The sequence below is a fragment of the Sphingobacterium hotanense genome (assembly GCF_008274825.1).
GTDB classification, from domain to species: Bacteria; Bacteroidota; Bacteroidia; order Sphingobacteriales; family Sphingobacteriaceae; genus Sphingobacterium; species Sphingobacterium hotanense.
In genome coordinates, this window is the sequence record NZ_CP030848.1 from 4,187,249 (window position 1) to 4,207,994 (window position 20,746).

The window sequence follows — 20,746 nt, forward strand, 5'->3', positions numbered from 1 at the left end:
GGCGCCTTTCTAATTTAGTAGTTCGCTTTTTTGTCTTCAACCGGGAAAGGAAAGATGAAAAGATGACCATGATCCTGACTATCCTTACATCCTTCCTTTCTTGGTTCAAGACAGTTCTAATATCTGATGTCTTATATCTATTCTCTAAAAATTACAAAAGGGAAAGGTGCCTATTTCGGCGCCTTTCCCTTTTTGTAATTTTTTTGAAACCTATTAAATTGTTACTTAATAAGCTCTGCTAACTTCTCTTCTAGAGCTGCTCCACGAAGGTTTGATGCGATGATCTTACCTTGAGGGTCGATTAGGAAGTTTTGAGGAATTCCTTGGATTCCGTATAAGCCTACCACTTCTGATTTCCAGAATTTTAAGTCTGAAACATGCGGCCACTGCTCTAATTTATCATCTTTAATAGCTTGTAACCAAGCGTCTTTACCGTTCTCGCGGTCTAAAGAAACACCTAATACAGTGAAGTTTTTGTCTTTGAATTTGTTGAATGCTGCTACTACGTTCGGGTTTTCACCACGACAAGGACCACACCAGCTAGCCCAGAAGTCGATTAAAACGTATTTTCCACGTAAGGAAGACAAAGCAAGTACATTACCTGATGTATCTGGCAATGCAAATTCAGGAGCTGTCGCACCGATTGCTACTTTCTTCAATGTTTCAATCTTCTTCGCAATTGCTTTACCTTTAGCCGTGTTTTTTAATGCTGCTGATAACTTGTTATAAGCTGGTTCTCCCACAGTAACAACGTTTTCCGCAGAAATCATCTCTTCCAATAGGTTCATCGCAACATAGCTGTTCGGGTTGTTCAATGCGAATTCTTCACCGATCTTCGTTTGCTTTTCGAAGATAGCAGAAGCGCGCTCTTGAAGACCACCTACGAATGCTTCATCATTCTTCTGCTCGTCAGATGCAGCTTGATACTCTTGATTTAAAGCGTCAAACTCAGCATTTAACGGAGCAACTAAAGCTCTGTATTTTGCGAAATCGTCGTTGATAGCATTTCCTGATACCTTAGCATCTTTCAACGTAGCTCCCTCCACATTGATAACACCTTTAGATAAGTAAATTGCTGTACGATCTGGGTTTCTCAAGGTACGGATGCCAGCGCCGTCAGGAGAAAGGATCAGCTGTGCTTGCGTAGGTTCAGAAACTGTACCGTTGTAAGAGAAAACCCCTTTAACAACTGCTGCAGAGTCGATTACGCGCTGCCCATCCGCTGCGTACTGAAAGTATACCTTCGCCGGAGCGTCTGTATTTTGTAGTTTACCCTTTACTGAAAAAGCTTCTTGGGCAAATAATAAGCTAGGAATAGCTCCTAACAAACATAAAATTCCTCTTTTCATTTTATTCATATATTATTTACCATAAAGTTAATCATTTTTATCAAAACTACCATCGCCCGCTGGCGCCACCACCACCGAAGCCACCGCCACCGAAGCCGCCGAAACCTCCGCCGCCGCCTCCTCCGAAGCCACCGCCAAAGCCGCCACCTCCGAATCCGTCGTCGTCATTTCCGCCTCTTCCTAGCGAGTTCAATAAAGTCCACCAGAACAGATCAGATGATCCACGTCCATTCATAACGCGACCGCCGCCATTCTTTCCGCCGCCACCACGAGAGATCAGTGCTAGCACAACAAAGATGACAATGATGATAAAGATAATCGGGATACCCCCGCCACCTTCCGTCGAATAGCTGTCTTTCGGATCCGCTTTATATTCGCCCTTGGAATAAGATATAATGGCATTGATACCATTATCTATTCCCGAGAAATAATTTCCTTGTCTGAATGCAGGCTTAACTTCGTTCTCGATAATGCGATAAGCAATAACATCCGGAACAGCACCCTCCAAACCATATCCGGTTCGGATAGTTACTGCGCGGTCGCCCAATGCCACCAAAAAGAGAATACCATTGTCGTACTTCTTGTTCCCGACGCCCCATTGTTTGGCAAGTCGGTCTCCGTAGTCGGCAATATCATAGTCTCCTGTAGAATTCATGACCACTACCGCAATCTGTATGGATGTAGAATCTTCAAAAGCAAGTAGCTTCTGCTCTAATTCCATCTGCTGCCCCGAGCTTAACGTGTTGGTATAGTCAGTAACTAAGCGATTGGGAACCGCAGGAAAGTCCTGTGCTACGGCAACAACGGATAATAGTAAGCCTAAGAAAAAGGTAAAAAATAGTTTTGTTGAGCCTTTTAAACTCTGCATTTTCTTCAACATATGTTTATTGTTTACCAAAATAAATATCGTTCGGTAATTCATTTATATCATCCCCACGTCTTGGAAAGAACGTCGCTAGCTGTGCGCCAGCTTCATGAATACCTTCGATAAGGCCATTCATGTAATCGCCCTGACGGAAGAAAGACACCATCTTTTCCTTTGTGCTCTGCCAAAAATCATCGCCCACTTTCGCGTGTATACCGGCATCTCCAATTATCGCAAACTGATGATCTTCAGTCGCGAGATAGATCAGCACGCCATTGCGCAAGGTTGTATGGTGCATCTTTAACTTCTCAAAATAGTGCTTTGCTTGGTCATAGGCCTCCAAGCCATGCAGCTGACGCTCAACTACTAGGCGTATCTCGCCCGACGTTTGGTTCTCTGCCAAGCTGATTGCCTGTACGATCTTTTCTTGCTCCTCTTGATTGAATATTTCCATATTTATACCAATAAAACTTTCATGTTTCCATTGAAACACCAACAAGGATGAAAGTTCTTGATGGCTATTGAAAACAGACTTTTTTTCAGAAAAAAAAGATGAATGTTTAGTAACATATTACCCACATTCATCTTCCTATTATGATCTAATAACAATTAAAATCATTAAAATGATACTGTTGGCGCCTTATCAGCCCCTTCAGCAGCTTTGAAAGTACCTTTTGCTTTGAAGCCAAAAATACCTGCCATAATGTTGTTCGGGAAACTACGAACAGTTGTATTGTACTCCTGAACGGCATCGTTATACGCGCGTCGCTCTACTGAAATTCTGTTTTCTGTACCTTCCAACTGCGCTTGAAGCTCTTGGAAGTTAGAGTTTGCTTTCAAATCAGGATAAGCCTCTACGCTCACTAACAAACGACCGATAGATTGCGATAATGCATCTTGTGTTTGTTGGTAGTTAGCAATCGCCTCTTCGCTTAAGTTCGAAGGATCTACGGTTACCGAAGTCGCCTTAGCGCGTGCTTCCACAACTGCTTCTAAAGTCCCCTTTTCGTGTTGTGCAGCCCCTTTTACAGTGTTCACAAGGTTTGGAATAAGGTCGGCTCTGCGCTGGTAAGCATTTTCAACCTGCGCCCATTTTGCTTTTACATTCTCGTCTTGAGATACCATCGTGTTGTATCCACAAGAGCTAAAAGAAAGTGCAGTAAGTAGGCCAACAAATACGATTAATAATCTTTTCATGTGTAATGTTTTCTTAGTATACGTCTAAAATTAAGAAATTGTTTTTATATACAAACAATATCAAAGCACATACCAAATGACATGCGTACTGAAATTATATCAGATTTAATATCTTTGCAAGACTTTTGGGATAAAACCCCAACACAGATATATGCAGAAAGAAATAGAAATTGCCCTGAGCCCGGCGCATGTTAACGACGAAGCCTTCATCCTAAAGGAAGGTGCTAAAAAGCTGGGAATATCCGAAAAACGTGTTCAAGGTTTCCAGGTACGCAAGCGCTCTATTGACGCTCGCGGGAAGCAGGTATTGTTCCGGATGCGTGTCGTTTATTTTATCGATGAGCCTGTCGAACATCCTCATTTCTACACGAAATTGCAACAGGTAAATAATGGAAAACCAGTGATCATCATTGGTGCTGGACCTGCAGGCCTATTTGCTGCCTATCGTTGCTTAGAGCGTGGTTTAAAGCCTATTATACTCGAGCGCGGAAAGAAGGTGCAGGACCGACGCAGGGATTTGGCGAAGATTAATAGAGAGGGTATCGTAAATCCGGAATCCAACTACTGCTATGGCGAAGGCGGAGCAGGAACTTATTCCGATGGTAAATTATATACACGCTCCAATAAGCGCGGAGATGTGCAATTGGTGCTTTCCATATTTGTGGAGCACGGCGCCCCGGAGGATATTATGGTGGATGCGCGCCCACACATCGGAACCAACAAACTTCCGCATATTATCGAGAGCATGCGCGAGCGCATAATCGAATGCGGGGGGGAGGTTCATTTTGATTGCAAGGTCATCGATATCATCGAACAATTTGGCAGCGTGAAGGGTGTCAAAACTGCAGAGGGTGCTACCTTTGATGCAGAGCACGTCATCGTTGCTACTGGCCACTCCGCAAGAGATATCTTCGAGCTGTTTCATCAAAAGGGATGGTTACTGGAAGCGAAGCCTTTTGCATTGGGCGTACGTATCGAACATCCGCAATCGATTATAGACCAGGCGCAATATCATTGTTCTACACGTCCGGAAAACCTTCCCCCGGCCTACTATAGTTTGGTCGAACAGGTGAATAACAGGGGCGTATTCTCGTTCTGTATGTGCCCGGGCGGTATTATTGCACCATGCGCAACAGACCATGAGGAGATTGTTGTTAACGGATGGTCGCCATCCAAACGCAATAATCCACATGCAAATTCAGGAACCGTGATTCAGATCAATTTAGAAGATGTGGCTCAGTCTACGGAAGATGCATTTGCCATGTTAGAATTTCAGCGTCAGATCGAACAAAAGGCTTTTCAGATGGGCGGCGGAAGTTTGGTTGCGCCGGCACAACGCATGGTCGATTTTGTGCAAAACAAAGTATCCAACGATCTCCCCCTCAATTCCTATAAGCCTGGAACCCGCTCGGTAGACCTTCGAGAGGTGTTGCCAAGTTTTGTTTATAAGTCATTGCAAGGTGCCTTGCCGATTTTCGGCAGGAAGATGAAGGGCTATTATACCAATGAAGCTATTTTGGTAGGCGTGGAATCCAGAACATCTTCTCCGATCCGAATTCCAAGAGACAAGGACAGTTTCCAGCATCCGCAAGTTGCCGGGCTATATCCATGTGCTGAAGGAGCCGGATATGCAGGAGGAATAGTGTCCGCAGCGATTGACGGCATCAACTGTGTCGACGCTATCAAACTTTAAATTATTTGTTGACAGGCATTTTGAGGAATATTTCCGGGTATGTATTGACAATAATGCCTTATTGTTGTATTTTTGTATCACAACAAGCGAAAGTAGCTCAGTTGGTAGAGCACAACCTTGCCAAGGTTGGGGTCGCGAGTTCGAATCTCGTCTTTCGCTCATTAAGCTTCCAGAATCTGGAAGCTTTTTTCATTTATAGACTTTCCTCCTTAAGTTAACATCGCGAAGCGAGCAGAATTCGGATCATACCGAAAGTTTGGGGGGAATAGATTTTTAAGCATACAATTTCATCACTCTGTACAGGAAGAATGTTGTGTCCCTAACGCCACGGAAGACGCTTCTGAAAGCTTTGAGTTTTGCATTGAATGATTCTGCGGAAGCATTAGTACTTCTGTTGTCGAAGTAATGGAGAATGTATTGATGATGAGCTGCAATGGATCTTGCTACGCTCTCAAAGGAAGCAATGCCCGCATTCTCAACCTGATTATGCCACAGGCCTAGTTTGGTAAATGCGACCTTTTTGTCCCGGCATTTGTTGAAGATGTCTCCTAAGGCAATTCCAAGATCATAAGCCTGTTTTAGCTTAGGAAACCGCATGAACAGCAATTCAGCCCGGTTTTTCTGGCTTTCTGACCATCGGCTGGGATGCTTGAACAAGAGGTGTCTGGATCTAGCCAATAGCTGTTTGAGCGTATCGCCATTGGGCAATAACTCGGGTTCATATGGGGTTCCTCGCTTTCGCGATTCCATAATCTTCTTGCTTTCTGCATCCAAGACTTCCCAACGATATTTGATACGGAGTTCCTGAACGGCATCGTAAGCTAACTTTTGGACATGGAACCGATCGACCACACGCCTGGCATTCCTGAAACATCTACGGATTGCCTTGGCCATGTTGGGAGCCATATCCATGGTCACCTCCTTTACCTTATTCCTGGATCGCAAGGGTATTCGCTCGAGAACAGCCATGATATCCTCAGCCTGGGTACCCTTTATAGTTGCTAAAATCGTTCCTTTACGCCCTTTTGCCGATTTACTGCTAACAATGGTATATAATTCACCGTTGCTGAAGCTGGTCTCATCGATGCTCAGGTGTTCCGAAATGTTTTCAGGAAACAATGTCCAGCTCTCAGCATGAGGTTTTTGGTCCCAGTCATGGAAATCACTGAGGTGGTTCTTGTACTGATCCTGTAGTTGCTTGCCGTCCATTTGGAAGAATAATCCTACCAATTGGGCGCTTACAGGATAGCTATCCAAATATCTTCTTTAAAAAAAGCCCGAATTCCGTAGTCATTCGAGCGCCCTCACGCACTAGGTTCCAATCTCTTGTGATGATATCTCCGGTATCCAAGACTGTCCAGCGACGACGGCGGATATGTAGCGTAACTTTCTGGCCTCGAATAGGAAAGTCTGAAATTTCAGTAGAAGGCATAAACCCCTTTGACTCCAACTTGCTGTTCTCATAGCCTGTCGGAGCAATATTAAGTTCATCTAAATAAATATGGAGTTGATTGTCGACCTGATCGACTTCTAAAATCTGGAAGTATTCCAAAAGCCCTTCGGGCATCAATAGGGATAGTAATTTACGTTCGGCTTCTTGCAAGGGATATCTGTATTAAGGACGCTAAACTAAGAAATTTTTAACATTCCCCCCAAGAATTCAGCTTGATCCCAGAATTCTTTAACGGTTCTTGTTTGAGTATCACCTCTTGTACACCCATTGCACACCCATATCATACCCCTTTGGAATTGGTTCTGCATTGGGTTTATATTGGGTTTGTATTGGGTTTGAAAGGGAATTGAGTAGTAGCTAGTATTTAGTAATGCGAATTAAGGGTTGAAAATAGGCTTTATGAAACAGGCTGTTAATTTACCGAACACATGTACTAATAGTCCTTTGGTAGATCTGACCTTACTTGCGTTTTGTATCTGTGTTTTTTCATTTATCCAATTAAAAAAGGATTCGATTGGTTGTCTTACCTTAGATACTGCTCTTGAAAACAGGTCATTATAAGCACGATCCCTGTTTTTTAAACAATCTGGTTTTCCTTGGGTTTCCCTTATCGGAGTATACATAATTGATTTTTTTTCTTTATAAAACCACTCGAAGAACGGGGCGTCACGGTATATCTTGTCACCAAAGAACGTCCTACCTGCGATGGATGCCCAATTCTCCTTAAATATGTTCAGGTCACTTTCAGATGCCTTGCTTATTACAATGCTTTCCGGACGAGGCAGCGTGGATTTGTTATAGCTGTTGAGCGCATGAAGCTTTAATCCAAAATACCAAAGCCTCTTCGTTGAGCAGAAGCTTTTATCCGTTATCTCCAGAGCTACCTTTGCCCTTCTAGTCCCACTGCAGGTTATGATGGGCATAGAGTCCAGTAGGGAAAATTCTCTGGAGCACTCCTCTGGTGTAAAGTCCTCTATAACTGACTGACAAAGAGATCTCAAAACATCAAAAAGGCGGTTGATACGGGTGTTGAATGCTACGTATGAAGTTAGCTTGGGAAACCAATCCATCAGATAATCCGAGGCGAATTTATGGATCTGCTTGATCCTTAGCCGCTGTTCCTCGTGCACACTGAATAAATAGATGGTCAAAACCTCCTGATCAGTAAAGTCAGGTTTGTTATTGTTTGAAAATCGCTGACAGTAATATTGCAGTTCACTGTCATATTTATCACACACATACTGGTATAATTTTATTAATTTTAGAGCCTTGGCCTGATTGATCATGTTGTTTAATAATGCGTAAGGAACATTATAAATATACTGATAATCAGGCTTTTATGCAAGTTTTCACCCCTCTTTTTAAGAAGCTTTTTTCCAATATATTTCAACCCTTAATTCGCATTAGTAGTTAGTAGTTAGACCTAGGGCTTTCTAGATTTTTGATATTATACGCGAGAGGTTTGTTTTGAGCCATTGGTTTAAGCAGGAAGGTAAAGTTGTCTGAACCAGGAAAGGAAGGATGCAAGGATGAGCATGATCCTGCCAATCTTTTATCCTTCCTTTCCCGGTACAAGAAAAAGCATCCTGTCATTCCTTCTAAAAAAAGAAGCTGCCTTTTCAGGCAGCTTCTCAATTTTACAATTAAAAATTTATTTCTTTACATCCCACCATATACGTTTTGCGGTATAGGTTGCATCTGCTGCATCTGGGTCTGCTTTGATTACTTGATCGTAATTGTAATTGATACTGTAACTTGCAATGGTAAAGCGTCTTGGCCACATATCTTCCGATGGCAATGCGATCGTAAATACGGCTCCTGGACGTTTTAAGCCTTTGTAGATACCCACGGACTCATTATACTTGCCGCTAGCATCTGTACAGAATTCGAGGCGACGAACATCGTTGAATACCTCTGGCGAGTATGATAAAGCGATGTACTTTTGGATCATAATCTGACTTAAGGTCAATGCGCTTGCAGATTGCTGCACAGAAGAACTTGCTAAGTAGCTCGTAATCTTCGCTGCCGGCACGCCCAAGATTTCCATATGATCTTTGATACCATCTTTATAGGCCTGAAGAGCGCCCGCTTTATTATTTTGGTTGAATAATATTTCGGCTTTGATGAAGTGCATTTCCGAACTAGTCAATAACAACCCTTTCGCTCCTGCTGCTGCGTATACGGATCCTGTGGATACATTCGCTGTTGGGCGCAATGCCGCATAAGTTGTTAAGGTAGAACCGAAACCTGATTCCGGGATTACACTCATGTCAACACCTGGCGTGCGTAAGCCTGTCGCAATAAAACGTGGGATCAATAAGTCAGCTCTTGGGTCTTCCATATTGCTTGCTCCCGTTGGAGCGCCTGTATAGTTGCCTAATACGTAATCGATATAAAGCTTTGTCAGACGGTTGGACCCGTTATTTTGGTATTGCAAGGACTCGGTCTCTGGTTTTGTTGACTCTGCGCGATCTTGGTATTGATACAAAGCACTTTCAGATGCTGTTTTTGGGGCTTTCTCCAATAATGCCAATACCTCAGCGGCGTTGAATTTATCGGTCTTCGACAAGTGGTTCAGCATTCTCGCTTTGATACCATTTGCTAAGGCAATCCACTTCTTAGTATCACCCTTAAACAGGTAATCTCCCACAGATAAAGCCGGCGCCGAAGCATCTTGGCCTTTTTGCAGGTACTCAATTGCCTGATCTAGTTCTACTAAACATTTCTCATAAATCAAGCCTCCTTGATCATATTTTGGCGTCATCAAACCTCCTTGGAATGCCTCTTCGTAAGGCAACATGCCATACATGTCTGAGAATGCTGCAAATCCCCACGCCCAGATTACTTTACCTGCACCAATATAGTGGTTTGCGCCTGTCGCTTCTCCCTTTTCGATCAAATCAGGGATGTTGTTCGCAGTGTAGATATACCAAGGTTGATAAGGCCAGTTTACCGCTGATGTGGAAATATTCCAACGCGATAATGCCCAGTTGTTTGCCGTTGTACCGGCTAATTGCTGAGAAATAATTGCCGCACGCGTACCACCACTCTCGTATGCCTCAGCAAAGCGAGCAATGATAGACGGAAGGCGTAAGTCCACCGAAGGGACTTTTGTATTCGGTGTATTGGGGTTGTCATTAACATCGAGCCACTTATCGCAAGATGTCATCATCAAAGCTCCCGCAACCGCCATTATAGAAAATATCTTTTTCATGTTGTCTTAGAATTTTAAGTTAACACCAAATGTTACACCTTTGGTATTCGGAACGCCCGCATAGTCAATACCTACGGAACCCGATCCGATTACACCAGCACCTGCAGCACTTGTTTCTGGATCCATACCCGAATAGTTCGTGAATAACAATAAGTTCGTAGCATTTAAGTTGAATGAAGCACCTCTGATAAAGCCAGATTTCGCTAACAAGCTCTGTGGAAGATCGTAAGAAAGGTTTACTGATCTTAAACGCAACCAGTTTACCTCTTCGATGAAGTTGCTGGTTTTGTTGATGTAGTAGTTCATGTAATAATTTTGATCTGCTACAATTTCACGAGTAACATCCTCGTATTCCCCAGTTGCAGGATTTAAAGAAACGCCAGTCATCGTGATTTTCTCACCTCTGTTTTCTGTACGTTGGCTCAATCCATATTGTGTTAACAATACCTCAGTTCCGTTAAAAATTGACCCTCCTTTGCGGAAATCAATTAAGAAAGATAATCCCCAGTCTTTGTATCTGAAGTTGTTTGTCAAACCTCCGATAAACTTAGGCTCTCTATTTCCTAAATGAAGCGTTGCGTTGCTATTGGTTGTTGGCAAACCTGTAGTCCAGTTCAGGATATACTTACCTTCGTCATTCGTTGTCCAATCTTTACCACTGATTCCCATAAAGTCACCATCATTGAATGATGCCGCTTTACCATCAGCAACTTGTACATCGGTTACATAAAGAATGGCTAAACCACCGGGTAATGAGTTAACTTTTCCTTTGTTATGTGAAGCATTCAACATCACATCCCAAGAGAAGTTTTCTTTTTTCATTAATTCCGCAGTAAGCGTTAATTCTACCCCTTTGTTTTGTAACACCCCCGAGTTTACATATTGGAAAATACCTCCGGTTGCATTATCTACACGTGGCGATAAAATTTGATCTACGGATTTATTGTTATAGTAGGTAAATTCTAAACCGTATCTATTGTTCATGAATTTCAAATCTGTACCTACCTCGAAAGACTGTGTCTTTTCAGGAATCAAATTAGGGTTTCCTAAGGTCCATGAATTCTTATATCCTCCACCGATAGTCAATTCGTATGGATCTAAGTAAGAATTCGTTTGATAAGCCGGAGCATCTTTACCTACTTCTGCCCATGAGGTTCTAAGTTTACCGTAACTTAAGATATCGTTTTTCTCAAATAATTCGGTGAACACTAAACTCGCGCTATAAGAAGGATACATAAAAGATTGGTTCTTTTTTGGAAGTGTCGATGACCAGTCATTTCTTAAGGTCATGCCAACAAATGCCATGTTTTTGTATCCAACTTTTACGTCGCCAAACACCCCTATCCTTCTAATTTCCGTTCTGTTGTCTAGCACAAATCGATCTGCATCTGGTGCATTGTTGAACGAATAGAAATCAGGAATTTTGAAATTGCGCGCCTTATTTGCAGTGGATTTCGAATTGATATCCTCGGTGCTCGCTCCTAATAATAAGCTTACATCCCACACTTCTGCAAAAGTTTTGTTTGCACTCAACAAGAAGTTGTTGGTGATGAAATTGTATTGTCTTACGTTTTGCGACAACATACCTTTTTGATATTCTCTGATTACTGCAGATCCTGCTGATACTAAAGAACGATATGTTGATGTATAATTATCGACACCTAAACGATAGGTAAAGTTCAACCAGTCGGTCAGCTGTGCATTTGTATAGAATGTTCCTAAGAAACGATTGGTTTTATCGGTTTGTGGATTTTTATAGATGGTCCAATATGGATTGTCCATACTGTTTTCCAATATAGCCTCTGGCGTATCTCCTCTACTATATAGAAACTTTTGCGATCCGTCAGCATTTAAGTAATCACGCATATCAACACTTTGCGGATATGCAATGATAGACTCCATGTATCCATTACCTCCTGAACCCCACAGACCAGTACCGGTAAGGGTTTTTGTTGTCTGACTTTGTGAATAGGCAGCATTCGCTCCGAAAGTGAAAATACCGAGCTTTTGCTCGCCATTAAAACGGAAGTTATAACGGCCGTAGTCTGTTGTAGGAACAATACCGGTTTGCTTTAGATGTGCCCCCGATAAATAATAATTATTGTTTGCAGTAGCACCACTCACGTTAAAGCTGTTATCGTAGGTATAACCTGTTTCGAAGAAGTCTTCCAAGTTGTTGTAGATCGTTTCGCCTGATGAAAATGGATCACCCCAAGATAAGTTCGTGTTCAAGTCCATTAACTTACCATCAGGATTCGTTCCTAACTTATATTTCTTTTGAAGTTCGGGTAGTTTGTTTACCCAGTTTGCTCCAACACGCGAATTAACACCTACTGTAGCCGTTCCTTCTTTACCTTTTTTCGTAGTAATTACGATGGCACCGGCTGCTGCGCGAATACCATAAAGTGCTGCCGCTGTTGGTCCTTTCAATACCGAGATTGACTCAATATCTTCCGGGTTGATATCCATTGCGCGGTTACCGTTGGTTGTCGCGATGTTGGTATTACCATCGAATGCGGACATATCGCCCATACCGGTCGAGTTATCCATCGGCATACCGTCAATAACGAATAACGGTTGGTTATCACGCTCTAAGGAAGTACCTCCACGAATAACGATGGATGCTGATGCTCCTGGAGAACCACCAGAGTTAGTAATGTTTAAGCCGGCAATCTTACCATTCAAAGAGTTGATCATGTTAGGGTTCTTGTTCTTCATCAACTCATCTGCTTTGATGTCTTGAACGGCATATCCCAAGGCTTTCTTCTCTTTCTTAATACCGAGTGCTGTTACTACAACTTCGTCGATAGACTCCTCAGAGCTAGCGAGTTCAACGTTGTAAACACTTCCAGAGCCAACGACTTGCTGTGCTCCACTCGAGCCAATTGCTCTAAATATTAATGTTTCGCCTGGCGCCGCTTGAATCGAAAATGAACCGTCTGCATTGGTTTGTACAGAGCGTGTAGTTCCTTTCACGATTACAGTCACATTACTCATCGCTTCGCCCGAAGCCGAAGTAACTTTTCCTGTAATTGCTTTTTGTTGCGCCATCAAACAAGTAGCATAGAGGCAAACCCCGAAAAAAGTAAGTAAAAATCTTCTTTTCATGTTTGATAGATGTTTTAAAATAAGGTTTTGAATAAAATAGATATGGCTATCAATAATTTAGTCAAGGCAATTCTACGAAAAAAAACTAATACTTTGCGTTTTTATGCAACTTTATTTTAAAACACGCTAAAAATTAGCTGATATAGATATCATTTACCTATTATCACTTAGAGAAACAGCAAAAAATCAACAGCTTATATTTTATTTTGCGGTTTATTTCTACCGATCGCCATTAATGAAGGCGTTAGAAATGAAGCGACTCCGATTAAGAAGCATAAGATGCCGGCAATAATAAAGGCATTTGCTACGCCTATGTTATCTGCGATGTTTCCGGCAAACAATAAGCCGATCAAACTTGGCAGTATGGCGAAGCTAAAATACAAGGAGAATACTCGTCCTAACATGTCGGGCGCGATCTCCTCTTGTATGATCGTCATGAACGAAGCGGAGAAAATAGACATCGCCATCCCCCCTAAACCGGTAAGTACAGCAAACACAATAAATAGATTCGGGCTAAGAATTCCCGAAACAACGAACGTGAATCCCAACAGCATGTGCATCGTGTTGACCATGATTACCTTTCTAATCTCTACTTTGAAAGCCGATAGCAAGGACCCGCCGACCAGCATCCCGACACCCCAGACGATTTCTACAACACTCATTTCAAATTCAGCCCCCTTGAAGTGATCGATGGTTAACAAAGGGAACATGATGGCAACTGGCATAATCCCCACCGTTGCCAACATCGAGTAGAGGAACATTCGGTTTAGCCCTTTATTTTGATGAATAGCTAAAAAGCCAAGTTTTAAGTCCCGCCAAACTTGTTGTATGGAGCCGGAAACCTTCGTCTTGACATGCGGAATGCTAACGAATAATAAACTAGTAATGGCGAGAATCGCCCCAATAATATCCAAATACAATACTTTATTGATTGGAAAGGATGCAATTGCCAGTGCACCCATGGCAGGTCCGGCGATCTGGCTTATCGACTGCAACATTTGATTGACTCCTGATACACGCAATAATTGGTCCTCAGGAACTAGTAAAGGAGCGATAGCCTGCATCGCCGGAGAATGAAAAGCAGACCCCACCGATCGCAATGCCATGATCAAATAAACCAACTCCAGATGGATAGCACCTTCGCGAAGAACAAAGGTCATCAGGAAGGTACAAAATGCAATAAATGCATCAGCAAAGATCATCACCTTTTTACGGTTCCAACGATCAATATAGACGCCCGCAAAAGGGCCGATAATAGCTTGAGGTAATAAAGCAGCGATAGCCGAATAGGCTAAAATCTCCGCTGACTTGAACTCGATACTTAACCAAATAACAACTGCAAAATTAACTGCCGAACTCGTTAGCAAAGAGACAAACTGCCCAGCCCATATAAATAGATAGGTTTTAACCCAATTCTTCTTTTCCATAAAATATAAATGATATGATTATACAACTCCAGTCGCGGAGTACAACTAAATAATAAATAGAGATGCTTAAGACTAGTTATTTAGTCCAAGCTCTAAAGGCATATGTTGTATAATTAAATGCTAGCATAGCACAAAAATAAAATATTCCCTCAAATTAACAAGCCTTTTACATTCTGTACCGGATTACTTTTGTCTAAAATGCAATAAAAAAAAAGCGTCTAAGATTTCTCCTAAACGCTTTCTATACTAAAACTACACTACTATTAGCTTTCCAATCCTCTGGCTACTAATTCTTCTACATAATGCTTAATTGTATCATTTGAGAACTTTGAAGTTACATCAAATGCGAAAGCATGTACTAATAGAATACGAGCAGAGTCTTCCCCAATACCGCGAGCACGCAGATAGAACAATGCTTCGTCATCGAACTGACCCATGGTACAGCCGTGAGAACATTTTACATCATCTGCAAAGATCTCTAATTGAGGCTTGGTAAATACGGTAGACTTCTCACCGATCAACATGTTGTTGTTCTGCTGGAAGGCATTAGTTTTCTGTGCATCTTCGCGCACGAAAATCTTACCGTTAAATACTGCTGTGGCCTCTTCTTGAGGAATATTTTTATACCATTCGTAAGATTCACAATGAGGTTTCATGTGATCTACGATCGTATGGTTATCTACAAATTGTTTCTTATTTAACAAGTTTATACCGTATAAATGCGACTCTACCTGCTCTGCATCCAAACGAATGTTGATATCATTGCGAACAAATGCCGGGCCTGGGAAAGTACAGTTATAGTTATTATATAAACTATGCTTTTCTTGGTAAACCTCTGTATGGTTGATATAATGGCCAGACTCAGCTGCTAACTGCAGGTAATAATGTTGAATCTTTGCATTCTCTTCCGCTACAATCTCTGTTACCTTATTGTTTAAATTGCTTGCTGAATTTGCTGCTGTGATATAGCTCTCAACGATCTCTATCTCGGCATTGGGTTCAACTACAATTAAGTTTCTTGTTTGAGCAAAGAAGTCTTTACCACCAGTTGCAACATGTACAATGTGCAAAGGTTTAGAAACCACTTTATTCTTAGCTACCGAAATATAAACTCCCGATGTATGTAATGCTGTGTTCAAAGCCACCATCGCACTGTCAGTTTTATCCGCGTGCTGTGCGAAATGCTTTTGGAAGTTCACTTCATCCTGTGCGTCTTCGATAGACTTTACAGTCAAACCAATTTCATCTTCCAACGAAGAGAATGCCAGTACATATTGGCCGTTGACCAATACAATACGGTGTGCATCCAATCCTGGAATATCGGCAGCATCAAAGTCTAAATTCGCAACATCCACATCCTCATTCAAAAGATAAGTCTTGTTAACCAAGTTGTGGATATTCGTATATTTCCAATCCTCGTTCTTAACCGTTGGGAACCCCAGTTCTTGAAAGCGTGCAAAAGCATCTTGTCTGATCGACTTAACAGCCGATGACTCGTTGCTAGCTTCCAATTCCTGAAATGTTGCAGTCAACTGTTGGAATAAGGAGTTTGCTACTAGTGTGCTCATGTTATTTGTTATCAATCCGCTCATTACCTCTTTTTTAATTCCTTCCGGTTAGGCGTTCTGCGTATCTAATTCTTTTAACCAGTCGTAACCTTTTTCTTCTAACTCTAAAGCCAATTCTTTTGGACCCGATTTCACGATACGTCCATCGTACAACACGTGTACAAAATCCGGAACGATATAATCCAATAAACGTTGGTAGTGTGTAATCACTACGAAAGCATTATTTTCCGATCGCAATTGGTTAACGCCATTTGACACAATACGCAATGCGTCAATATCCAAACCTGAATCTGTCTCGTCCAAGATTGCTAACTTCGGATTCAACATCGCTAATTGGAAGATCTCATTACGCTTTTTCTCACCACCGGAGAAACCTTCGTTCAAAGAACGGTTCGCTAAGTTCGCTGAGAACTCAACAAGTTTCTGTTTATCCTTAACCGTTTGCAAAAACTCCTTAGCCTCCATTGGCGGAAGTCCTTTGTACTCACGGATATCGTTTACCGCAGTTTTAAGAAAGTTGATGTTCGAAACACCAGGGATTTCAACAGGATATTGAAAAGCTAAGAACAGACCTTCACGAGCGCGGTCTTCCGGTGATAGATCTAATAAATCAACACCATCTAACAATACTTGTCCGCCAGTTACTTCGTATGTATCACGTCCTGCAAGAACATTCCCTAAGGTACTTTTACCAGCACCGTTCGGGCCCATGATCGCATGAACTTCTCCTGCTTTAATCTCTAAGTTTAACCCCTTTAATATTTGTTTGTCTTCAACAGACGCATGCAAATTTTTAATGCTTAACATATTCTTTCTATTGCGTATTTTGACTGGGATATCACATCCCAAGCATGTACTTCTAAAACTTTATTAACCTACAGAACCTTCTAACGAAATAGCTAGTAATTTCTGCGCTTCAACAGCAAACTCCATCGGTAATTGGTTCAACACCTCTTTGGCATAACCATTCACGATTAACCCTACGGCTTTCTCCGAGTCAATACCACGTTGATTTAAGTAGAATACTTGATCCTCGCCAATCTTCGACGTCGTAGCCTCGTGCTCTAGCGTTGCTGTTTTGTTTTTATTTTCGATATATGGGAAAGTGTGTGCTCCACAACGGTCACCGATCAATAAACTATCACATTGTGTAAAGTTTCTTGAGTTATCCGCGTTCGGACCAATCTTCACTAAACCTCTATAGCTGTTATGGCTCTTTCCGGCAGAGATACCTTTCGAAATAATCTTCGAACGTGTATTCTTTCCTAAGTGAATCATCTTTGTACCGGTATCAGCAACCTGCATGTTACGTGTCATAGCAACCGAGTAGAATTCGCCTACAGAGTGGTCTCCTTTTAGGATCACACCAGGATATTTCCACGTAATCGCCGAACCTGTTTCCACCTGCGTCCAAGAGATTTTTGAGTGATCGCCTTTACAGATACCACGCTTAGTAACGAAGTTGTAAATCCCTCCCTTACCATCCTTGTCTCCAGGATACCAGTTCTGAACCGTAGAATATTTAATCTCCGCATTGCGAAGAGCGATTAATTCTACAACAGCAGCGTGTAATTGATTTTCATCACGCATAGGTGCTGTACATCCTTCCAAATACGAAACATACGAATCCTCATCGGCGATGATTAATGTACGTTCGAATTGTCCGGTGTTTTGCGCATTGATACGGAAATAAGTCGATAGCTCCATCGGACAGTGTACCCCTTTAGGGATATACACGAAAGATCCGTCGGAAAATACCGCTGAGTTCAACGCTGCATAAATATTATCAGTCTGTGGAACCACAGTACCTAAGTATTCTTTTACTAATTCAGGATGCTCTTGAACAGCTTCTCCAAATGAACAGAAAATAACGCCTTTCTCTTTCAACTTCTCACGGAACGTAGTTTTTACAGATACCGAGTCAAACACAGCATCTACAGCAACCACACCTGCTAAAATCTTCTGCTCATCCAATGGAATCCCAAGCTTCTCGAAAGTTGCTAATAACTCCGGATCCACCTCATCCATACTCTCCAATTGCTTTTTAGGCTTCGGTGCAGCATAGTAGGAAAGATCTTGGAAGTCTACTTCAGGATTCTCAAAGTTTTGCCAAGTAGGCATTTTCATAGTTTGGAAATGACGAAATGCTTTCAATCTCCATTCCAATAGCCATTCAGGTTCATTCTTCTTTGCTGAGATTAAACGAACGGTATCTTCATTGAGCCCTTTTGGCGCAATATCCATCTCGATATCCGTCGTAAATCCGTACTTATATTCTTCGAGCTCTAACTCTTTTAATAAATCGTCGTCTTTGGTGCTCATATCGCTTTCACTTAATTATCGAGGCTTTTGCCCCCATGTTTTGAATGGCAAAGTTACGACTAAAAAAGCATAAAACAGTAGACTTTCTACGCTCACAACGCACATTCATAGAAAAAAAATGACAAATATCATTTATTTTGCCCCTAAAGCATTTTTACCAAAAATATTATGACAATGACGTGATTAGTATAATTAAAAACAATATCAATAATCGTCGTGTATAAGAGAAATCTATTGCATTAATGCTTATAGTTGTTAAAAAAACAATTTGCCAAATAAACCAAATTTAATTTTGTACATTTATCTTTCTAATACAAATTTGAAAAGCCTATGTCGTACCAACCAGACAAAACGGATCTAAAAATTCTGAAGCTATTACAAGAGAATGGTAGGATTACCAATTTGCAACTAGCAACCAATATTGGACTGTCGCCAGCCCCTACCCTAGAACGCGTAAGAAAGCTTGAAAACTCCGGATTCATAAAGAGTTATCATGCGTTTGTCGATGAGGAAAAGCTAGGCTTAGGCATCAAATCATTTATACAGATATCCTTAGACTTTCATACCCATAATGCGATCCCTGAGTTTGTAGAAGCAGTACGTGCTATTCCTGAGGTTACTGAATGTCACCACGTGACAGGTAACTGCGATTTCATGTTGAAGGTGTATGTTAAAGATATCAAGGCATATGAAGCCGTTATCATGGAAAAGATTTCAAAAATCCCTTTCGTTAAGACGTTTCAAACCATGATGATTATGTCTACCAGTAAAAAAGAGCCTATCGTGCCATTGGAATACTAGCGAACGAATGAGTTACAAAGATTTTGCTATTATATTAACTTGGCCCGATGCGACCATCCGAGGAGATGAAAAATGGATGATGTTTTTCAAGAAAATCGGCTTGGTCAAAAATCTAAACTTCAAAGTTGGGCATACCGGTGTGGTCATTGTTGACCATCACTCGGGCGAGATGTTGTTTTACGACTTTGGTCGTTATATCACTCCTCGCGGTTATGGACGTGCAAGATCGAAAGACTCAGACCCTAAACTCAACATTCAACTCAAAGCTGTTGTCGAACGCAATAAGATTAAAAACATCGATCAGATCGTCGAATATTTTGAAGATATGAAGCCCGCCATGTACGGAGAAGGCCGCCTATTCTTCAACATCGTCAGTGACATCGACTTTCACCAAGCCAAGGCTTATGGGGATTATTGCGTCGAACAAGGTACATACCCCTACGGCGCGGTCGCCAAAAACAACAACAACTGCTCGCGCTTCATCACGCGAATGTTGATGAAAGCGTCTGATAAATACCATTATTGGCACGGGATCAACCTGCCGGAAACTATCAAAGCTAGTCCTATAAGCAATGTTGTCAACGCAAACAAAGACCGCATTGTTTATAGTTACTCACCCACAGACGGTCTGCAAAGCTTCCGCATGAATAGATGGCAATCCTTTGGATTCCTATTGAAACAATTGGGTGATAATGTATTCCGAAATAAAGCAAATCAACTGCCGACCGACTTGATAATCGGCGCAATGGCGTTCGGTTCAAAACCAATCACCGTCCCAAAACACGCTAAGTACTTAGGAGGCGTCGGTGATGGCGCCTGGTACTATCTCAACCAGCGCAACGACTTCAATGTTGAAATAAGTCGCTATACTACGCAAGGCGAATTAGAATATGTGGTATTAGGTGAATCGACAGAACCTATCCGCTTATCGGAGGAGTGGGAAATAGCCTATGATAGTCATCTCCTCTTCACTCACATTACCCAACACGGGCGCAAAATCCGCATCAAGCACCTTCAGCAACTTCCGCTAGAGGAATTCAAATTTAAAAATCTACAAGAAAGATACGCTTAGACTTGCCAGTCGATAGGTTCTAGCTGATGATGCTTTAAAAACTCATTGGCCTGCGAGAAATGGGCACTCCCAAAAAAGCCACGATACACTGACAAGGGTGATGGATGCACCGCTGTCAGAATCAAATGCTTGTTAGCATCGATTAATGCTGATTTCTTAATCGCATAGCTCCCCCACAGCATAAACACCACATGTTCTTTTTTATCCGATATCTCTTTGATAATCGAATCTGTAAATTGCTCCCAGCCACGCTTCTGATGCGATGCTGCTTCATGCGCACGAACCGTTAGGGTGGCATTTAACAATAAAACACCCTGCTCTGCCCATTTGGTTAAATCACCATGATTCGGATAGGTGAAACCCGGGATATCAGTGACCAATTCCGTATAGATATTCTTTAGGGAAGGCGGAAGAGCCATGCCTTTCGGCACGGAGAACGACAAACCATGTGCTTGTCCATCATTGTGATAAGGATCCTGTCCCAGAATCACCACTTTAACGTTTGAAAGGGGAGTCAATTTGAAAGCATTAAAGACCAATTCGTTCGGAGGGAAGACCTTATGCAAGGAACGCTCATTTTGCACAAAAGCCGACAAGGCTTTCATCTTTTCTGTTGCAAAGAGTGGTTTTAAGATTGGGTCCCAAGTGGAATCAAAACGTTCTGACATGTTTTACTG

17 protein-coding genes and 1 tRNA gene are annotated in these 20,746 nt (G+C 41.9%); 4 read left to right on the forward strand and 14 right to left on the reverse strand.

The window, feature by feature from the left end:
• Positions 1 to 221: 221 nt before the first annotated feature.
• The 4 genes from DSM08_RS17670 to DSM08_RS17685 form a co-directional block, all read right to left on the reverse strand.
• A complete protein-coding gene (locus DSM08_RS17670; RefSeq protein ID WP_149527371.1) occupies positions 222 to 1,349 on the reverse strand; it encodes a TlpA disulfide reductase family protein in 1,128 nt (375 codons plus the stop codon).
• Between the two features lie 46 nt (positions 1,350 to 1,395).
• Positions 1,396 to 2,229, reverse strand: a complete 834-nt coding sequence (locus DSM08_RS17675; RefSeq protein ID WP_149527372.1) for a TPM domain-containing protein — start codon at positions 2,227 to 2,229, stop codon at positions 1,396 to 1,398.
• A 4-nt stretch (positions 2,230 to 2,233) separates the two neighbouring features.
• The gene (locus DSM08_RS17680) at positions 2,234 to 2,668 is read right to left on the reverse strand and encodes a TPM domain-containing protein (protein WP_149527373.1); all 435 of its coding nucleotides are present in this window, start codon (positions 2,666 to 2,668) and stop codon (positions 2,234 to 2,236) included.
• Positions 2,669 to 2,832: 164 nt separating this feature from the next.
• Positions 2,833 to 3,411, reverse strand: a complete 579-nt coding sequence (locus DSM08_RS17685) for a LemA family protein (protein WP_149527374.1) — start codon at positions 3,409 to 3,411, stop codon at positions 2,833 to 2,835.
• Positions 3,412 to 3,562: 151 nt separating this feature from the next.
• On the opposite strand from DSM08_RS17685, the gene DSM08_RS17690 reads away from it, so the two are divergent.
• Together DSM08_RS17690 and DSM08_RS17695 are read left to right on the forward strand one after the other, a co-directional pair.
• Positions 3,563 to 5,104 carry an NAD(P)/FAD-dependent oxidoreductase gene (locus tag DSM08_RS17690; RefSeq protein ID WP_149527375.1) on the forward strand — a complete coding sequence of 514 codons (1,542 nt, stop codon included), beginning with the start codon at positions 3,563 to 3,565 and terminating at the stop codon, positions 5,102 to 5,104.
• Positions 5,105 to 5,190: 86 nt separating this feature from the next.
• Positions 5,191 to 5,263: transfer RNA gene (locus DSM08_RS17695), tRNA-Gly, on the forward strand.
• 114 nt (positions 5,264 to 5,377) lie between these two features.
• Here DSM08_RS17695 and DSM08_RS17700 read toward each other — a convergent pair.
• From DSM08_RS17700 to sufB, 9 genes are all read right to left on the reverse strand, one after another.
• Positions 5,378 to 6,361 carry an ISAon1 family transposase gene (locus DSM08_RS17700; protein WP_246172308.1) on the reverse strand — a complete coding sequence of 328 codons (984 nt, stop codon included), beginning with the start codon at positions 6,359 to 6,361 and terminating at the stop codon, positions 5,378 to 5,380.
• Entirely contained in the window at positions 6,354 to 6,707 is a 354-nt protein-coding gene (locus DSM08_RS17705) for an ISAon1 family transposase N-terminal region protein (RefSeq protein WP_094258934.1), read from the reverse strand. Before DSM08_RS17705 ends, DSM08_RS17700 begins: the two co-directional genes overlap by 8 nt.
• Positions 6,708 to 6,934: 227 nt before the next feature.
• Entirely contained in the window at positions 6,935 to 7,843 is a 909-nt protein-coding gene (locus tag DSM08_RS17710) for a transposase (protein WP_149526620.1), read from the reverse strand.
• Positions 7,844 to 8,208: 365 nt separating this feature from the next.
• A complete protein-coding gene (locus DSM08_RS17715) occupies positions 8,209 to 9,771 on the reverse strand; it encodes a SusD/RagB family nutrient-binding outer membrane lipoprotein (RefSeq protein ID WP_149527376.1) in 1,563 nt (520 codons plus the stop codon).
• A gap of 6 nt (positions 9,772 to 9,777) precedes the next feature.
• The gene (locus tag DSM08_RS17720; RefSeq protein WP_149527377.1) at positions 9,778 to 12,879 is read right to left on the reverse strand and encodes a SusC/RagA family TonB-linked outer membrane protein; all 3,102 of its coding nucleotides are present in this window, start codon (positions 12,877 to 12,879) and stop codon (positions 9,778 to 9,780) included.
• Positions 12,880 to 13,073: 194 nt separating this feature from the next.
• Positions 13,074 to 14,306, reverse strand: a complete 1,233-nt coding sequence (locus DSM08_RS17725; protein ID WP_149527378.1) for an MFS transporter — start codon at positions 14,304 to 14,306, stop codon at positions 13,074 to 13,076.
• Positions 14,307 to 14,569: 263 nt separating this feature from the next.
• Positions 14,570 to 15,874, reverse strand: coding sequence for a Fe-S cluster assembly protein SufD (gene sufD / locus DSM08_RS17730; RefSeq protein ID WP_149527379.1), 1,305 nt, complete (start codon positions 15,872 to 15,874; stop codon positions 14,570 to 14,572).
• 48 nt (positions 15,875 to 15,922) lie between these two features.
• Positions 15,923 to 16,681 carry a Fe-S cluster assembly ATPase SufC gene (sufC, locus tag DSM08_RS17735; RefSeq protein WP_149527380.1) on the reverse strand — a complete coding sequence of 253 codons (759 nt, stop codon included), beginning with the start codon at positions 16,679 to 16,681 and terminating at the stop codon, positions 15,923 to 15,925.
• A gap of 63 nt (positions 16,682 to 16,744) precedes the next feature.
• On the reverse strand, positions 16,745 to 18,196 hold the full coding sequence (sufB, locus tag DSM08_RS17740) for a Fe-S cluster assembly protein SufB (protein WP_149527381.1): 1,452 nt from the start codon (positions 18,194 to 18,196) through the stop codon (positions 16,745 to 16,747).
• Between the two features lie 330 nt (positions 18,197 to 18,526).
• Here sufB and DSM08_RS17745 point away from each other — a divergent pair, with 330 nt between their 5' ends.
• Together DSM08_RS17745 and DSM08_RS17750 are read left to right on the forward strand one after the other, a co-directional pair.
• Complete coding sequence (locus tag DSM08_RS17745; protein WP_093101265.1) at positions 18,527 to 18,997, forward strand: Lrp/AsnC family transcriptional regulator; 471 nt, start codon at positions 18,527 to 18,529, stop codon at positions 18,995 to 18,997.
• A 7-nt stretch (positions 18,998 to 19,004) separates the two neighbouring features.
• Positions 19,005 to 20,069, forward strand: coding sequence for a DUF6695 family protein (locus DSM08_RS17750; protein ID WP_149527382.1), 1,065 nt, complete (start codon positions 19,005 to 19,007; stop codon positions 20,067 to 20,069).
• Here DSM08_RS17750 and ung read toward each other — a convergent pair.
• Positions 20,066 to 20,737, reverse strand: a complete 672-nt coding sequence (gene ung / locus DSM08_RS17755) for a uracil-DNA glycosylase (protein ID WP_149527383.1) — start codon at positions 20,735 to 20,737, stop codon at positions 20,066 to 20,068. The two genes, DSM08_RS17750 and ung, sit on opposite strands and share 4 nt — an antisense overlap.
• Positions 20,738 to 20,746 lie beyond the last annotated feature (9 nt).

Bases quoted from the DNA above. Each gene is read 5' to 3' on its own strand.
- DSM08_RS17750 (WP_149527382.1), top strand. From the start codon at position 19,005: ATGAGTTACAAAGATTTTGCTATTATATTAACTTGGCCCGATGCGACC.
- DSM08_RS17725 (WP_149527378.1), bottom strand. From the start codon at position 14,306: ATGGAAAAGAAGAATTGGGTTAAAACCTATCTATTTATATGGGCTGGG.
- DSM08_RS17675 (WP_149527372.1), bottom strand. From the start codon at position 2,229: ATGTTGAAGAAAATGCAGAGTTTAAAAGGCTCAACAAAACTATTTTTT.
- DSM08_RS17680 (WP_149527373.1), bottom strand. From the start codon at position 2,668: ATGGAAATATTCAATCAAGAGGAGCAAGAAAAGATCGTACAGGCAATC.
- DSM08_RS17745 (WP_093101265.1), top strand. From the start codon at position 18,527: ATGTCGTACCAACCAGACAAAACGGATCTAAAAATTCTGAAGCTATTA.
- sufC (WP_149527380.1), bottom strand. From the start codon at position 16,681: ATGTTAAGCATTAAAAATTTGCATGCGTCTGTTGAAGACAAACAAATA.
- sufB (WP_149527381.1), bottom strand. From the start codon at position 18,196: ATGAGCACCAAAGACGACGATTTATTAAAAGAGTTAGAGCTCGAAGAA.
- sufD (WP_149527379.1), bottom strand. From the start codon at position 15,874: ATGAGCACACTAGTAGCAAACTCCTTATTCCAACAGTTGACTGCAACA.
- ung (WP_149527383.1), bottom strand. From the start codon at position 20,737: ATGTCAGAACGTTTTGATTCCACTTGGGACCCAATCTTAAAACCACTC.
- DSM08_RS17715 (WP_149527376.1), bottom strand. From the start codon at position 9,771: ATGAAAAAGATATTTTCTATAATGGCGGTTGCGGGAGCTTTGATGATG.
- DSM08_RS17710 (WP_149526620.1), bottom strand. From the start codon at position 7,843: ATGATCAATCAGGCCAAGGCTCTAAAATTAATAAAATTATACCAGTAT.
- DSM08_RS17670 (WP_149527371.1), bottom strand. From the start codon at position 1,349: ATGAAAAGAGGAATTTTATGTTTGTTAGGAGCTATTCCTAGCTTATTA.
- DSM08_RS17690 (WP_149527375.1), top strand. From the start codon at position 3,563: ATGCAGAAAGAAATAGAAATTGCCCTGAGCCCGGCGCATGTTAACGAC.
- DSM08_RS17720 (WP_149527377.1), bottom strand. From the start codon at position 12,879: ATGAAAAGAAGATTTTTACTTACTTTTTTCGGGGTTTGCCTCTATGCT.
- DSM08_RS17685 (WP_149527374.1), bottom strand. From the start codon at position 3,411: ATGAAAAGATTATTAATCGTATTTGTTGGCCTACTTACTGCACTTTCT.